This window comes from bacterium (assembly GCA_020444325.1).
In the GTDB taxonomy this organism is placed as follows: Bacteria; Bacteroidota; Ignavibacteria; order SZUA-365; family SZUA-365; genus BM516.
Map to the genome: position 1 here is coordinate 188,812 of JAHLLD010000002.1, position 16,357 is coordinate 205,168.

Annotated in this window: 16 protein-coding genes; 13 read left to right on the forward strand and 3 right to left on the reverse strand. The window is 57.1% G+C overall.

From position 1 onward, the window contains the following. Positions 1-65 precede the first annotated feature (65 nt). The 12 genes from ffh to KQI65_03625 all read left to right on the forward strand — a co-directional run bounded on the left by ffh (position 66) and on the right by KQI65_03625 (position 11,629). Positions 66-1,397: a signal recognition particle protein gene (gene ffh / locus KQI65_03570; protein ID MCB2203802.1), complete on the forward strand. Its 1,332-nt coding sequence runs from the start codon at positions 66-68 to the stop codon at positions 1,395-1,397. Positions 1,398-1,451: 54 nt separating this feature from the next. Beyond that, complete coding sequence (gene rpsP / locus KQI65_03575) at positions 1,452-1,982, forward strand: 30S ribosomal protein S16 (protein MCB2203803.1); 531 nt, start codon at positions 1,452-1,454, stop codon at positions 1,980-1,982. 33 nt (positions 1,983-2,015) lie between these two features. Beyond that, positions 2,016-2,543, forward strand: coding sequence for a ribosome maturation factor RimM (rimM, locus tag KQI65_03580; GenBank protein MCB2203804.1), 528 nt, complete (start codon positions 2,016-2,018; stop codon positions 2,541-2,543). Then, a complete protein-coding gene (gene trmD, locus KQI65_03585) occupies positions 2,533-3,237 on the forward strand; it encodes a tRNA (guanosine(37)-N1)-methyltransferase TrmD (protein ID MCB2203805.1) in 705 nt (234 codons plus the stop codon). Before rimM ends, trmD begins: the two co-directional genes overlap by 11 nt. Positions 3,238-3,288: 51 nt before the next feature. Continuing rightward, positions 3,289-3,627, forward strand: coding sequence for a 50S ribosomal protein L19 (gene rplS / locus KQI65_03590; GenBank protein MCB2203806.1), 339 nt, complete (start codon positions 3,289-3,291; stop codon positions 3,625-3,627). A 69-nt stretch (positions 3,628-3,696) separates the two neighbouring features. After that, positions 3,697-4,500 (forward strand): hypothetical protein, encoded by an 804-nt coding sequence (locus KQI65_03595; protein ID MCB2203807.1) that lies wholly within the window; start codon positions 3,697-3,699, stop codon positions 4,498-4,500. Positions 4,501-4,640: 140 nt separating this feature from the next. Next, complete coding sequence (gene recN / locus KQI65_03600; protein MCB2203808.1) at positions 4,641-6,341, forward strand: DNA repair protein RecN; 1,701 nt, start codon at positions 4,641-4,643, stop codon at positions 6,339-6,341. Between the two features lie 34 nt (positions 6,342-6,375). After that, complete coding sequence (gene cysS, locus KQI65_03605) at positions 6,376-7,773, forward strand: cysteine--tRNA ligase (GenBank protein MCB2203809.1); 1,398 nt, start codon at positions 6,376-6,378, stop codon at positions 7,771-7,773. A gap of 7 nt (positions 7,774-7,780) precedes the next feature. Continuing rightward, positions 7,781-8,314 carry a cyclic nucleotide-binding domain-containing protein gene (locus KQI65_03610; protein ID MCB2203810.1) on the forward strand — a complete coding sequence of 178 codons (534 nt, stop codon included), beginning with the start codon at positions 7,781-7,783 and terminating at the stop codon, positions 8,312-8,314. A 1-nt stretch (position 8,315) separates the two neighbouring features. Next, positions 8,316-9,353, forward strand: coding sequence for an AI-2E family transporter (locus tag KQI65_03615; GenBank protein ID MCB2203811.1), 1,038 nt, complete (start codon positions 8,316-8,318; stop codon positions 9,351-9,353). 33 nt (positions 9,354-9,386) lie between these two features. Beyond that, positions 9,387-10,823 carry a 23S rRNA (uracil(1939)-C(5))-methyltransferase RlmD gene (gene rlmD / locus KQI65_03620; protein MCB2203812.1) on the forward strand — a complete coding sequence of 479 codons (1,437 nt, stop codon included), beginning with the start codon at positions 9,387-9,389 and terminating at the stop codon, positions 10,821-10,823. Next, complete coding sequence (locus KQI65_03625; GenBank protein ID MCB2203813.1) at positions 10,790-11,629, forward strand: phosphatase PAP2 family protein; 840 nt, start codon at positions 10,790-10,792, stop codon at positions 11,627-11,629. The genes rlmD and KQI65_03625 overlap by 34 nt, the downstream gene beginning before the upstream one ends. A gap of 23 nt (positions 11,630-11,652) precedes the next feature. Here KQI65_03625 and KQI65_03630 read toward each other — a convergent pair whose 3' ends face one another. The 3 genes from KQI65_03630 to KQI65_03640 are packed head-to-tail and all read right to left on the reverse strand — an operon-like array spanning position 11,653 to position 14,806. Next, positions 11,653-12,333, reverse strand: coding sequence for a hypothetical protein (locus tag KQI65_03630; protein MCB2203814.1), 681 nt, complete (start codon positions 12,331-12,333; stop codon positions 11,653-11,655). Position 12,334: 1 nt separating this feature from the next. Beyond that, positions 12,335-13,009 (reverse strand): TrkA family potassium uptake protein, encoded by a 675-nt coding sequence (locus KQI65_03635; GenBank protein MCB2203815.1) that lies wholly within the window; start codon positions 13,007-13,009, stop codon positions 12,335-12,337. A gap of 15 nt (positions 13,010-13,024) precedes the next feature. After that, positions 13,025-14,806 (reverse strand): TrkH family potassium uptake protein, encoded by a 1,782-nt coding sequence (locus KQI65_03640; protein ID MCB2203816.1) that lies wholly within the window; start codon positions 14,804-14,806, stop codon positions 13,025-13,027. A 148-nt stretch (positions 14,807-14,954) separates the two neighbouring features. Between KQI65_03640 and glmM the strand changes: the two genes are divergently transcribed. After that, positions 14,955-16,334 (forward strand): phosphoglucosamine mutase, encoded by a 1,380-nt coding sequence (gene glmM, locus KQI65_03645; protein ID MCB2203817.1) that lies wholly within the window; start codon positions 14,955-14,957, stop codon positions 16,332-16,334. The last annotated feature ends 23 nt before the right edge of the window (positions 16,335-16,357 follow it).

The window sequence follows — 16,357 nt, forward strand, 5'->3', positions numbered from 1 at the left end:
ATTCCTGTAACTTCCTTATTTTTCTTAGCTAGTACGGTTGTAAACAATCAGTACGCAAGAAGAATATGTTTGAAGCACTGTCCGACAGATTAGAAGATGCCCTTCGCCGCGTAAAGGGGCAGCACCGCATTTCGGAAGACAACGTCTCCGAAACCCTGCGGGAGGTGCGCCGTGCCCTGCTGGAAGCCGATGTGAACTTCCAGGTGACGAAGGATTTCATTGAAAATGTAAAGGAAAAGGCGCTCGGGCAGGATGTGCTCAAGAGCCTGACGCCCGGACAGCAGATCGTCAAGGTGCTGCATGACGAGCTGGTCTCGCTCATGGGCTCGGAGCGTGTGGATCTGAATTATGCGCGGACGGGACCGACCATCATCATGGTGGCGGGTCTGCAGGGCTCCGGTAAAACGACGTTTAGTGCCAAGCTCGCGAAGCATCTCAAGAGCAGTGGCCGGCAGCCGCTTCTGGTCGCAGGTGACGTGTATCGTCCCGCGGCTATCGGACAGCTGAAGCAGCTGGCCGGACAGATTGACATCCCGGTGTACTCGGGCGATGAGAAAAACCCGGTCAAGATCGCCGAGGAGTCGCTGGAATACGCGCGCAAGAATCTCTGCAATGTCATCATCATCGATACGGCGGGACGTCTCTCCATCGATGAGCAGATGATGCAGGAAGTCGCCGATATCAAGAAGCGCGTCAATCCCACCGAAATCCTGTTCGTGGTCGACTCAATGACGGGTCAGGATGCTGTCAATACGGCCAAGGCCTTCCACGACCGTCTTGACTATCACGGTGTGGTGCTGACGAAGCTCGATGGTGATACCCGTGGCGGTGCGGCACTCTCGATTCGCCGCGTGGTCGACAAACCGATCAAGTTTGCGTCCATCGGCGAGAAGCTCGAAGCGCTCGAAGCCTTCCATCCCGACCGCATGGCCTCACGCATCCTCGGCATGGGCGATATCGTCACCCTCGCCGAAAAGGCGCAGGAGCAGTTCGATGCCGACGAAGCAGCCAAGCTCGAACAGAAAATGCGGAAGAACCAGTTCACGCTGGAGGATTTCTATTCGCAGCTGCAGGCCATCAAGAAAATGGGTCCGCTCTCGTCGGTGATGGAGATGATACCCGGACTCGGCAAGGCCCTCCGCGGTGTGGAAATCGATGACCGCTCTTTCGTCCAGATCGAAGCGATGATACAGTCGATGACGCCCGAAGAGCGGCAGAAACCCGCGATCATCAACGGAAGCCGACGCAAGCGCATCGCCGCGGGCAGCGGCACGACGGTGCAGGATGTCAACCGCCTGCTCAAGCAGTTCACCGATATGCAGAAAATGATGAAACGCCTGACGCGCGGCGGCATGCGCCAGTTCGCCAAAGGCATGATGAACCAGAAATTTTCATAAACGTCTACAACTAATCATTCTCCCTGGAGGTTCAATTCCGTGGTTAAACTTCGTATGCAGAGAAGAGGCCGTAAGAAACTGCCGATCTACAAGATCGTAGCCGCCGATTCTCGTTCGCCCCGTGATGGTCGTTTTATTGAAGCAATTGGTCAGTACAAGCCGCTGACGGTTCCGGCAGAGCTGGAAATCGACAAGGAACGCGCACTGTACTGGCTCGGCGTCGGCGCCCAGCCGTCCGATACCGTTCGCAGCCTTCTCAGCGACCAGGGCATCATGCTGCACTTCCACCTTCTCCGCAAGGGCAAGAGCGAAGATGAAATCGCTCAGGAGCTCGAGGCCTGGCAGAAGGCGAAGGATGAGCGCAAGGCGAAGACCGTTTCCAAGAAGCAGCTCCGCGCCCAGCGCCGCGCCGAGGCGGAAGCCAAGGCAAAGGCCGAGGAAGAAGCCAAAGCCAAGGCCGAAGCAGAAGCAAAGGCGAAGGAAGAGGCTGAGGCCGCTGCCGCCGCTGCTGCTGAAGCACCCGCCGAAGAAGCACCGGCTGAGGAAGCTGCTGCTGACGACGCCGCTGAAGAAAAGGCGGAATAAGACCGTCGTTTCCCACGGCAGTCCGCTGATGTCATGGCACAGGAACTCTGTCTGATCGGAAGCATTGTCGCCGCGCACGGCATTCGTGGCGCGGTGAAAGTGCAGTCCCATTCCGACATCCCCGGTCGATTTGAAAGCCTCGAGCAGGTGCTCGTCGGCGAGGAGGCTGAGAATGTCCGCACAATGGAGATTTCAACCGTCTCGGAACAGCCTGCTACCGTTTTTGTACAGTTCGCCGGCGTTGAGGACCGCGATGCCGCGGAAGACCTCATCGGTTTGAACCTCTATGTGACGGAAGACGAGATGGAAGCGCCGCCTGAAGGACGCTACTTCGTCCATGATCTGATCGGCTGCAAGGTGGAAACGCCTGAAGGAGAAGCGCGGGGAAGCGTGCGCGACGTGTTGCTGCTCCCCGCCAACGATGTGTACGTGGTCGAGTACCACGGTTTCGAGGTCCTGGTCCCCGCCGTGCCGGACTTCATCCAGAGCGTGAACACGGCGGAAAAACGCATCGTGGTAACGCCCGTGCCCGGGCTGTTCGAGGATGTCGATGAGGATTGATGTCATTACCGGCCACCCGTCGCTGTTCACGGGTCCACTGAGCGAGAGCATCGTCAAACGCGCGCAGGAAGGCGGCTACGTGCAGATCGAACTGCACGACCTCCGCGACTTCACGCATGACAAGCATCGCACGATTGATGACACACCCTATGGCGGCGGCGCAGGAATGATTCTCAAACCGGAGCCGCTGTTTGAATGCATCGAGATGCTGCAGCAGCAGCGCAGTTACGATCAGGTTATTCTCACCACGCCCATGGGCGAGGTCTACGATCAGAACCGCTGCAAGCGGCTGTCGATGCACGAGAACCTGATCATCATCTGCGGACACTACAAGGGCATCGATCAGCGCGTCATCGACCAGCTGGTTACCATGGAGCTCTCCATCGGCGATTATGTGCTGACCGGTGGGGAACTGGCCGCGGCGGTCATTATTGATTCCGTGGTCCGCCTCATCCCCGGAGTGATCGGGGATGGAGAATCGCTGCTCAGCGATTCATTCATGGACGGAGAGCTGGACTGCCCCTACTACACACGTCCCCCGGAATACCGCGGCAGTCGCGTGCCTGAGGACCTGCTCTCCGGCGATCACAAGCGCGTGGAGAAGTGGCGACGCAAGGAAGCGGCCCGCATCACGCGACAGCGCAGGCCGGATCTGCTGGATGAGGCGCCCCGGCGGCGAAACAGAAATGATTGAGAATTGCAGTATATTGAATCTATTGGACGAGATACATCGTAGGAGAACACCATGAACAAAGTCGATCTCATTGAACAGTCCATGATGCGCAGCGACTTGCCGGAATTCGCACCGGGTGATGTCGTGAACGTACACGTGCGCGTCAAGGAAGGGAACAAGGAACGTATCCAGGAATACCAGGGTATCGTCATTGGCATCAAAGGCGCCGGACTCAAGCGTACCTTCACCGTGCGCAAGGTTTCCAACGGCGTCGGCGTCGAACGTATTTTCCCCATCCACTCACCGTCCATCGCCAAGGTGGTGAAGGTGCGTCAGGGAAATGTGCGCCGCGCCAAGTTGTTCTATCTTCGCAACCTTGCCGCCAAGCAGGTTCGCGCGAAGACCACGTAAACAGGACTGTTTTTTTCTCATTGAAAGGAGACATGCCCGTGCGTGTCTCCTTTCGTCATAATGCAAATCATGCCAGTACTCAGCACACAGGAACACAAACGCAACCGCGACCTGCTCCGCGCCTTCGAAATGGAAGCGGGTCCCATGCTCGACCGCATCGAACAGCAGCCCGCCGACACCGCCTGGAAGCTTCTCGAGGGGGAAGTAGACATGGCTCTGGCCTCGCCGCTGCTCTTCGCGCAGAGGGAGGGTGATCTCGTCATCATGCCCGGCGCGTGCGTCGCCGCGACAGGAGAGACAGGCGAGGTGCTCCTGCAGTTCCGGAAAGGACTGCGGGAAATCAGCAGCGTCGGCTATTACGGTGAACCCGGTATCGATACCATGCTCGCCGAGGTGATTCTCAAGGAGAAATACCGGATGTATCCGCGCTTCTTTCCCATGAAGCAGGAGCCCGGAGAAGCCCTCGCGGCTGTCGATGCACTGCTGTTCCCCTCGCATGAAGAGCGCAGGCCGGAAGGCGATGCCTCGGTGATTGACATGATCGATGAATGGTTCGACCTCACACAGCTGCCCTTTGTACGTGAAATCTTCATCGGCTGGGAAGCCCGCATGGATTCCGCGATAGACGATGCTGTACGGCGTGCCGGAGACAGCGTTGACAGCGACGTGCTCGTTGCACTTGATGAGGCTCTGCAGGAACACAGACTGCGTACGGATGTCACGTCTGCTTTGCCACCCCACTACCGCTACCGCTTCACACCGGATGCGCAGGAGGGATTGCAGAACTTTTTCCAGATGGCCTTTTTCCACGGCCTCCGCACCGATATTCCCAACTTCACGTTCTGGGCGCCGGAAGAGGAAGGAGAGGGCTGATCCGGGTACACGCTGCTTCGATGATGAAGCGCGGTGTCCACTGCATGGTCGTTTTGAAATGAAGGACCGTATCCTGCCTTGCAAGTCACCCGGGCAAGGTCTAGATTGCTCCAACTGTTACTGGAAGCTACAGGGTTTACATGCTGACCTCGCTTGTTATCAGGAATTTCGCGCTGATCGAGGAAATCCGCATTCCTTTCGGACCGGGATTGACGGTCATGACAGGGGAGACCGGGGCGGGAAAATCCATTGTCATTGATGCGCTCGGACTCGTACTCGGCGAACGCGCCGACACGACCATGGTGCGCCAGGGGAGTGCCAAGGCGGTTGTCGAGGCTGAACTCGATGCGTCCGTCATTGAGCATATGCGTCCCGCTCTCGAGGAAATGGACATCGACTGGCAGCCGGTGCTCATCCTGCGACGCGAAGTCTCCGCAAAAGGGATCAGCCGCGCCTTCATCAACGATACGCCCGTACAGGTCCATGCCCTTCGCACCTTTGGTGATCGTCTCGTCGACATTCACGGTCAGCACGAGCATCAATCCCTTCTCCGGCCGGAAACCCATCGCGATATTCTCGACTCCGACCCCGCCGTCGCCGGCAAGCTCTCCTCCTACGCCGCGCTGTACGCTGACTTCACCGCCGCGGTGAAGGAACTCGCCGAAGCGCTTCGCACCCGCGATCGTATAGACGAACGACGTCTCGTGGCTGAGCATCAGCTGAAAGAAATTGCCATGGTCGCTCCGGAAGAAGGAGAGGACGAAGCAGTCGAACGCGATCTCAAGGTGGTCGAGCATGCGGAAAAGCTGGCTGTCTCGGCTAACGCCATCCTTGATCTCCTGTACGACGGGGATCAGAACGTTGTCGACATGCTGGGCCGCTGCGACAGGCATTTTACCGAGCTGCGCAATATCGATGACAGTTTCGAGGAAATGCAGAAAGAAGTGGAAGGCGCATCTGCCGGACTCGCGGAAATTGCGCGCTCGGTGCGGGATTACCTTGAGAGTATCGATTTTTCTCCTGATCGGGCCGAGCAGCTGCGACACCGTCTGGCGGAGTTGACCGGGCTGAAACGGAAATTCCGTGCCACGCTTTCGGAGCTTCTCGAAAAGCGCGCTCAGCTGCAGGAAGAACTCGACGGACTCGATTCCATCGACGACCGCATTGAAGACCTGCAGCGGCAGACCGAAACCTTGCGAGCGAAAACATCCACCGCGGCGTCAGCGCTCAGTGCAGCCCGCAGGAAAGCCGCAGCCACGCTGTCGAAAAGTGTATCGGCCGAACTTGCGGAGCTGGGTATCAAGCACGCAGTGTTTGAGACACAACTCGGCCAGCAACCCGCGACCGCTGCTGATGAGCGGCATCTTCTGCAGGACGGTGTTCCTGTCTCCGCGGATGAGTATGGCTGGGATGACATAGAGTTTCAGCTGTCCACGAACCTGGGAGAGGAAGTGAAACCGTTGCATAAAGTGGTTTCCGGCGGTGAGGTCTCGCGCATCATGCTTGCGTTGAAATCCATCTTTGCGGGGCGTGACCGCATTCCCATCATGGTGTTCGATGAGATCGACGTTGGTGTCAGTGGCGGTATCGCCAAGAAGGTCGGCAACGCCATGAAGAAGCTTGCGAAAGAACATCAAATACTTACCATCACACACCTCCCGCAGATTGCAGGTGTCGGCAATGCGCATCTTCTGGTCGAAAAGCACGTAGGAAACGGAAGGACGTCCACCGCCGTGACCGTACTCGACAGGGAAGAGCGCACCCGTGAAATCGCACGCCTGCTGAGCGGCGACAAGGTGACCGACGCCGCCTTACAGAGTGCGCGCGAGCTGATGGTGTAGCACACGCATTTTCACAATCAAATCAGATCCATTTATGTCCATCGCTTTCTACAATACGCTCTCGCGAAAAGTCGAATCCTTCACCCCGATCAGCGAAGGCGAGGTGCGGATGTACACCTGCGGTCCCACGGTGTACGATTTCTTTCACATCGGCAACGCACGTTCTTTCGTCATGTCCGATATCATCCGGCGCTATTTCGAATTCCGTGGTTTCCGGGTGACTTACGTGATGAACATCACGGACATCGACGACAAAATCATCAACCGTGCAAATGAGGAAGGAGTGTCTTCCTCGCAGGTGGCAAATACGTTTGCAGACGCTTTCCTTAAAGACACCGCGCGTTTCGGTATTCGTCCCGCAGACGTGCATCCCCGCGCAACGGAAACGATGGAGGAAATCATCACGCATATCCAGGGACTCATCGACAGCGGTTCGGCTTACGTGGTAGACGGTGATGTGTTTTTCCGTGTCTCCGCTTTCGATGGCTATGGCAAACTCAGCCGCAAGAATATCGACGACCTCGTCGTGGGTTCCCGCGTCGAAGCGGATACGCGCAAGGAAAATCCTGTCGATTTCGCACTGTGGAAGAGCGCCAAGCCCGGTGAACCTGCCTGGGATGCACCCTGGGGCAGCGGCCGTCCGGGCTGGCATATCGAGTGCTCGGTGATGTCGCAGAAATTCCTCGGCGAAACGTTCGACATCCATGCCGGCGGCAACGATTTGATTTTCCCGCATCACGAAAACGAGATCGCGCAGAGCGAAGCCCTCACCGGTGCACCGTTCGCGCATTACTGGATCCATTTCGGTTTCCTGAACATCGACAACGAGAAAATGTCGAAGTCGCTCGGGAATTTCTTCACCGCCCGTGAAATCCTGGAGAAGTATCCCGCCACCGTGCTGCGTTTCTACTACCTGCAGACGCATTACCGGAGTCCGCTGAATTTCACGCACGAAGGACTCGAGGCTGCGAAAACCGGGCTCCAGAAACTGCAGGGTCTCTACGATACGCTGCGTGCTACCGCAGCAGGGACGCAGGCCTTCGATGTCGCCGCATGGGAAACCCGCTTTACCGATGCGATGGATGATGACTTCAATACTCCCGCCGCCTTCGGTGCGCTGTTTGAAATGACGCGCGAGGCGAACAGTGTGCTGCGAGCAGACGATGGCATGTCCGATGCATCACGCCATGCGCTTGCCGATTTTCTCCAGCGCGTCGGCGTGACGCTGTTCGGCGTTCTTCGCGAGGAAGCCGAGGTGCAGGGCGGCGATGAGAAGCTCGAGGGCGTGATGCAGCTGCTCATCGATCTCCGTACGGAAGCGCGGAAGGAAAAGCAGTTCGCACTGTCCGACAGGATTCGTGACGGACTCAAAGAGCTGGGTATCGTACTCGAGGATTCGCGGGAGGGGACAACCTGGAAATTCACGTCCTAGGATAGCCATGGCCGATCAGGAACAACATCAACCGTCATCCTTCCTCTGGGGCAGCTTCTTCCAGCGCGACCCGGAGAAGAATCTCCTCACACTGCTGCGCGGCGTCCCGATTTTTGAAGGACTCTCACGCAGCGATCTCAAAGCGGTGGAGCGCATCCTGCACCGGCGCAAGTATCACGCGGGTGAGTATGTGTTCCGTGAAGGCGATCCCGGTCTCGGCATGTACATCGTCGAAGCTGGGGAAGTGTCGATTGTCAGCGAAAGCCGCTCTACGGAAATAGCGCGCCTGTCGAAAGGCGATTTCTTCGGAGAAATGTCACTGTTCAATGAGCGTCCCCGCAATGCCAGCGCCGTGGCCTATGAAGACACCAAGCTCTTCGGATTTTTCCAGCCGGATCTGTTCTCACTTCTGGAAACGCGTCCCAGGATCGGTGTGAAGGTGGTCGCCAAACTCGCCGGTATTCTGGCGGAACGCCTCTACAAGGCAAGCGTGGAAAACGCTCGTCTGCTAGCTGAGATCGCAAGGAAGGAAGCACCCTGAGATGCTGACCAACACCAAGATCCTCATCGTACTTCTCCTGCTCGCCGTAGCACTGCTGCTGGCACTGACGGTGTATACCATTGGCTCCATCGTGGCGATACTGCTGCTGGCCATGCTGTTCGCATTCGTCATCACGCCTGCTGTTGACTGGCTCGAGAGCCATGGCATGCCACGGCTCCTCGCGTCGACCGTCATGTTTCTGCTATCGCTCGGGGCGTTCCTCGTTGTGGCATATTTCCTCTCGCCGCTGCTGTACGATCAGGTCATGGTGCTGCAGGAACGCGTGAGCTTCGGTGAAATGCGTAAGAGTATTCCGCAGCTCGAGAAGCAGATTGTCAGCTCACTCTCGTTTCTTGGCGTCCGCGATCTGCATCTGACCACACGGATTGAAGATCTGGTCAGCATGATGTTCGACAACATCCTGAACATCGCCTCGGGAATTGTAGGACTGATGATTTTCGTGGTGATGACGCTGATCTCCACATTCTTCATGCTCAAGGACAGCAGGAAGCTGAAGAAGTCTCTTATCGAAATCGTCCCGAACCAGTTTTTTGAAATGTCGCTGAGCATTCTGCACAAGATCGACTGGTCGCTCGGGGCATATCTTCGTGGCCTTCTCCTCGACGCATTTGTGATCGGCATTGTGACGACGTTCTCGATGTGGCTCCTCGATATTCCGAACTACATGCTCATCGGACTGGTCGCTGCCATGGCGAATCTTGTGCCCTACCTCGGTCCACCTACGGCTGCACTGGTCGCGAGCACAATCTCCGTCATTACACTCGGCACCTTTGAACAGGTTCCGCTGATCCTGATCACCTTCACGCTGATTCGTCTTCTCGACGATTCCATCATTCAGCCGCTGACCATCTCGCAGAGCGTGCGGCTGCATCCCCTGACCATTATTTTTACCATTCTGATCGGGGGGCAGCTGTTCGGCATTCTCGGCATGCTTTTCGCCGTGCCCGTCGCCAGTGTCATCAAGGTGATCACCTTTGAATTGTACTCCGGCCTGAAGCGCTACAGGGCGGTGTACTGATCCCACTATTGTCTCAGCCACATTACCGATTCCATGTCTGAAAATACGTCCGAAGTCCCTGTCATCAGACGGGGCGATGTTCTTGAAATCGATGTAGAAAAAGCCGCGTTTGAAGGACGCTCGATGGCCCGTGTGGGTAACATGGTGGTGTTCGTCGACGGCGCCGTGCCCGGCGACCGTGTCAAAGCGCAGGTGTACAGGAAAAAGAAGCAGTTTGCCGAAGCACGGGTGGAAGAACTGCTCTCACCGTCGCCTGACCGCGTCGATCCCGCCTGCCGGCATTTCGGCGTCTGCGGTGGCTGCAAATGGCAGCACATGGATTACGGCAAACAGCTGTACTGGAAACGGGAGCACGTGATCGATGCGTTTACGCGCGTCGGCGGCTTTGAGACTCCTCCAGTGCAGGACACGCTCCCGGCGATTGAGCCTTTCTGGTATCGCAACAAGATGGAGTTCTCTTTCGGAGAAATGCGCTGGCTCATGCCGGATGAACTGGGTGTGATCGACCGCGATGCCGAGTTGTTTGCACTCGGACTGCATATCCCGAAACGCTACGATCGCATCCTTCATATCGACGATTGCCGCCTGGAGTCGCCCGAGAGCAATGCGATTCTCAATGCGACGCGCACGTTTTTCCTCGAGCATGACGTACCCGCGTATTCTACGCGCACGCATACAGGAGATCTGAGGAACCTGGTTATCCGGGAAGGCAAGCACACCGGCGAGCGCATGGTGTACCTGGTTTCGACGCATCGGCGTGAGGACATTATGCCGCAGTACGCGGAGCTTCTCCAGCGAGAGGAATTCGGTGTTACCACTTTCGTGCACGGAGTGACCGACCGCAAGTCATCCGTTGCGATTGGTGATGAGGACATTGTGTATTTCGGGGAGGGCAGTATTCGGGATCAGCTCGGAGAGAATATTTTCCGTATTTCCCCGACATCGTTTTTCCAGACCAATACCCTGCAGGCGGAGCGACTATACAGTCTCGCCGAGAAGGCCGCGGCACTGCTGAAGGATGACATCGTCTGGGACCTCTATTGCGGCACCGGTACGATATCATTGTTTATCGCCCGGCACGTGCGGCATGTCGTCGGTGTGGAACTCAACGCATCGGCCATAGAAGACGCAAGAAAGAACGCACAGGACAATGCCATAGACAATACCGAGTTCCATTGTGCCGACATCGTGAACTTTCTCGGGGACGAGGCACCGCCGGACGTTCCCATACCTGATGTCATCATTACGGATCCGCCTCGTGCCGGCATGCACACCAAGGTTGTCGAGGCCATTGGGAGCTCTGGCGTTGAGCGGCTCGTGTATGTGTCCTGCAATCCCGCCACAAGCGCGCGTGACTGCGGCATGCTGCGGGAGTACGGCTACGCCGTCGAAAACATCACTCCAGTAGATATGTTCCCTCACACCTATCATATCGAATGCGTCATCACACTGCGCAAACATACCGACTGACGATTGCACTGGTGCTCGTGTATCTGTGCATGACGGTGTCTGGCGTTCATGCGCAGGGCAGGGTGTCAGGCGCTATCGATCATGATTTCGATGTGTTCGTGGATGATGCCGGAGATATCTTTTCCGCTCCCGCTGATTTTGATGGGCGAGACTGGCTGACGGCCGGACTTATCGCCGCGGCCGGAGTGGCGGCCTGGACAGTGGATGATGATGTTCGCAGCTGGTCGCAGGAACATCGGACGGAGGCGACGGACGATTGGCTGGTGGTAGGAGACTATTACGGGAGCGGACTCACGGGTGGTGTGCTTGGACTCGGGATGTATGGCGGGGGACTGGCGTTCGACGATGAGTGGACCCGTGTGACAGGGCGTATGATCATTCAGTCACAGATTTACAGCACCTTCATCACGCATCTGCTGAAAACCATTCTGGGCCGCGCTCGTCCATTCACCGACGAAGGGAAAGGGGCCTTCCATTTTTTCCGCTTCGATGAAGCGTACTGGTCTCATCCATCCGGCCATGCCACATCCGCATTCGCACTTTCCTCCACGCTCTCGCGCCGCGTGGGCAGTCTCCCCCTGTCTGTTTTCCTCTATACATTTTCCACAGTAACCGTGCTGCAGCGTGTGATGGCAGACAAGCACTGGCTTTCTGACACCATCGTCGGTGCGGCGATTGGAACCGTTGTCGGACTCGCTGTTGTGCAGCTCGAAGAAAGCCGTGAGGTCGAAGATTCGGATAGATATCCCATATCCGCAGGATTCAGCCCTCATCGTCCTGCAGTCCGGATCATCCTTCCCCTCTAGGCAACGTCCTTTCCGTCCGGGCCTCATCCCCTTCGTATATCATTTCCCAGGAGCAGCCAGCGATCGCCGGGCAGCCGGTGCAATTGTGCGCGTGCAATGATGGGGCGGTTTGCCGGACCGATGAAATGCAGATCGATTTCGCCCGGTTCTTCCGCGGCGTGCAATGCCGCCCGCAGTGTGGCTGCGTCCTCTGTGTCGGCGGAGAGAACGTCTAGCAGATTCTGCCGCGAGATTTCGCCCGGTACGCTTCCAAGTCGCGCGGCCGTGTCCGCATCCGTTGCATGAATATTAAGGTGCGCGTCGATCTGGAAGTAGAAGGGACGTGCGCGGTAGCGATGCGCGTTGCGTTTCAGGTGTCCATGCAGTGCCTTGACCAACGCTGCATTCTCTTCGGTCCGAGCGTCCTCCAGCTCTGCCAGCACGCTTTCCGCATCGGTATCCCTGTCGAGGAGGGACGTGATGCGATCGAGCGGTACCGATGAGCTGCCAGACGCCCAGAGAGCACCGAGTCCTGCAAAACCGATGAGTGCCAGGACGACGGGAACGAGAATGATGGGTGAGCGCTGTATGTAGAGGGAAAGTCCCTCGACGAACAGGTAATCGAGAAGCACCACGACGGTAACGAAGCTGAGGAGCAGCAGAAAGAGCTGTGCCAGCAGGACCCGATGGAACAGCGGTGGATGCTTCTTCAGGGGGGTGGACATCCTAATCCTTCACCAGCCTTTCTATACTGTTGCGTTCTCCCATCAGAATCAGCGTGTCGTGCTTTTCAATTTTCGTATCCGCCATGGGCACACCGATGATGTCTTCGGGTCCGTCCGAAATGACATCCTTTTTTCGTTTGATGGTGATGAGGTTGACATTGTGCTCACGCCGCAGATCGAGTTCCTTCAGCGTACGACCTTCCATGAACGTGGGGGCCTTGACCTGCAGGATGCTGTAGCGGTCGGTGAGCGGAATGGCATCGAGAATGCTGGTGCTGATCAGGGAGCCCGCCAGTCGCTGTGCCATATCGAGGTCAGGCGATACGATTTTGTGCACGCCCACGCTCTTGAAAATACGCGTGTGAATCGGAGATGTGGATTTGACGATGATGTTCTTGCAGCCGAATTCGAGCAGCAGGACGCAGGTCAGGAGTGCATTCTCGAAATCCTCGCCGATGGATACGATGACCCCGTCGAGGTCTTCGAGCCCCTGGTTGCGCAGGGTTTTTTCATCCGTACTGTCGAGTCGAACGGCATACGCGACTTCATCCTTGATCTCTTCGATTTTTGTCATCGTATTGTCGATAGCGATGACCTCCGCACCATTCTGGGTGAGTTCACGCGCGAGATTCTTTCCGAAATAGCCGAGTCCGATGACGGCAAAACGCTTAACCATGAGAATTCTCCGGGTTTATCCGACGACGATCTGTTCCGTGGGGTAATCATACCTGCTGAGTGGCGCACGTCGCGTGAGCGCCATCATCATGGTAAGTGTACCGACACGTCCGATCAACATCGTAAATACGAGAATGATTTTACTTGCATCCGTCAGGGCAAATGTGATGCCCCGTGAGAGTCCGACCGTTGCTGCTGCCGACACGGCTTCAAATGTGATATCGAGCAGCGGGAACGGTTCGAAAAAGCTCAGCAGGAATACTGTCAGAACAATGAGTCCGAGCCCGAACAGGAGCGCGGCATACGCGCGTTCGATCGATGCCGGCTGCACGCGCCGTTTTGCTATGGAGACCGCGGGTTTTCCACGCACATGATTCATGGCTGAGAGAAATACCAGCGACGCCGTTGTTGTCTTGATGCCACCGCCGGTGGAGCCCGGTGAAGCGCCGATAAACATGAGGACGAGGAAGAGCAGCGTGGAAGGGACCGCCATGCCACCGATATCCGTGGTGTTGAAGCCTGCGGTGCGGGTGGTGACAGATTGGAAAAATGAAGCCAGAATTTTTTCCCACCAGCTGAGTGTATGCAGCGTGTTATTGTATTCGATGAAATAAAACAGGAGCATGCCTGCTGCGATAAGGATGCCGCTGCTGGCGAGTACGAGACGCGTATGCGCGGTGAGGCGGTAGCGCAACCGGCTTCCAGGTCGGCCCCAGGGACGCACACGAACGACATTGACGATGGCGATGAATCCGAGACCGCCCAGGATGATCAGTGACGTGATCACCAGGTTCAGCTGCACGTTCATCGCTGCACCCGATACCGCGAGATTGTCACTGAAGAGCGAGAATCCCGCATTGCAGAATGCGGAAACGGAGTGGAACAGTGAACTGAAGATCTTTGCACGTTCCGAGCCGAAGGCGACGTCGCCCCAGCTGTAGTAGAGGAATACTGCACCGATGAGTTCGATCAGCAGTGTGACGGCGATGATATTCCTGAGTGTCTGCCGCACTTCGCCGAGACTTTCCCTGTTGAGCATCTCCTGCATGAGAACGCGTTCCTTGATGCTGAGGCGTCCGCTGAACAAAGTGAAAAAGGTCGTGAACGTCATCAGTCCCAGTCCACCGATCTGAATCAGCATGAGAATGACGATCTGTCCGAAAGGCGTGAACGCCGTGGCGGTATCCACGACGATGAGTCCCGTCACGCACACGGCACTTGTCGATGTGAACAGTGCGTCGGTGGCGGAAATTCCGTGCACGGTCGCACGCGGGAGGAGCAGGGCGACGGTCCCGGTCAGAATCACGAGCACGAAGCTTGCGATGAAAATGCGTGCAGGCTGGATGTGCAGACTGCTGAGACGCCGGCTCATGCGTACGGCCCCGAAAATGATATCCGCGAGGATGACCGACTGGGCGAGCACGATGTACACGGAAGTCAGGCTGCCCACACGCCAGCGCTCGGGAAGGGCTTCATAGCTGCTGATAAGCAGCGGGTAGAGGGCCACGGCGAGGAGAAGAGAAAATGTCAGCAGGTATTCTACACGGCGCGCAGACAAATAGGCCCAGCGGTCCGGTGCGATCAACAGCTTGAACATCTGCTGCACCATGAACGCGAACAGCACGACGAGATCCACGATACGGAACACCTGCTCGTAGCTATCCGAGAAGTAGAAGCCATATTCGAGGACGAGGCTCGTCAGGGCGAGTCCGATCAGCAGCAGCATGACGAGGTTGATCCGCCTGCTGCGCTCTTCGAATTGGGCGGGTGATACTTGCAGCCTGGGAAGAAATCGCATGTAAATTCCAGATAATCATCAAAAACTAGCCAAGAAGCGTTAAAAGTGCAATAGGGCGATGCTGAAGGTTTGACTCTTGCGGTGCCCCTTTGTAGTTTTGATTCAAGAACACGAGGTCGATTCCCGGAACATCACGATTATTCCATTGATGAAAACACTCATCAGGAGCATTTCAGGCATTCGCGGCATCGTGGGGGAGACGCTGGTCCCGGAAACTGTGCTCACATACGTTTCCGCCTTCGCACGATGGTGCGGTGGGGGACCCATTGTCCTCGGGTATGACGGACGTCCCCATGGCCGCGCACTCACCGATCTAGCACGGGCCGTCCTGCAGTTCAACGGCATTGACGTGCTGGAACTGGGCATGGTGCCGACACCTACCGTGCAGTTGCATGCCGAACACAGCAACGCGCGCGGTGGCATCGCCATAACGGCCAGTCACAATCCGGAGCAGTGGAACGGTCTGAAATTCCTCAACGCCTCCGGCGTATTTCTCGACGCCGAAGAAAATGCCGAAGTATTTGCAATGGCCGACAGAGGCTCGGCCCTGTCCGTTGCCTGGGACACGCTCGGATCAGTATTGCCGGTCGAGAAACCGTTGGACGAGCATATCGCCCGCGTTCTCGCCATTCCATTCCTGGATCTTGAAGCCATCCGCGCGCGCCACTTTCGCGTCGCTGTTGATGCTGTCAACGCATCCGGCAGTATTGTCGTGCCGCGTCTGCTCGAATTGCTGGGTTGTGACGTCATTCCCGTGGCCTGCGACGGCAGCGGCGTGTTTCCGCACACACCCGAGCCCCTCCCGCAGAACCTCGTTTCCCTGGGAGAAGCCGTACGCGAGCATCACGCGGATCTCGGGATCGCCGTGGATCCTGATGCCGACAGGCTGGTGCTGTTTACCGAGAATGGCGAACCGTTCGGAGAAGAATACTCGGTGACAACGGCAGTGTACAGCGTGCTTTCTTCCATGCAGGCGGACGAGGGTGTTCCGGCTGTTGCGGTCAACCTATCTACGACGCGGGCGGTGGACGATGTGGCGGAGCTGTTCGGTGCGCGTGTGCTGCGTTCTCCGGTCGGAGAAATCAATGTCGTGCGGCGTATGCGCGAGCACAATGCGATCGTGGGCGGCGAAGGGAGCGGTGGAGTCATTCTTCCCACCGTACATGCGGGACGCGATTCCCTTGTCGGAACGGCTCTGGTGCTGCACGCGCTGGCAAAGCATGAAGGTCCCGCCTCAGCCTTCCGTGCCACTCTCCCGCATTATGAAATCCGGAAGTTCAAGTATTCGACGGCGGGACTCGATACCGAAGCCGTGCTCGGCGCTGCGCGTGAAAGCTATGCCGCCGAGCGCATTAACAGCGAAGACGGCGTGCGTGTGGATTTCGCCGAAGGCTGGGTCCATCTTCGCGCCTCCAACACCGAACCCATCATGCGTATCATCGCTGAAGCCCCGACCGCAGAGAAAGCGGAGCAGCTCGCAGCCGGTGTTGCCGCCCGCGTGTTCGGTCCGGAAGTCAAACCCCTGTAACAGATTTTCACATTCGTTCATAG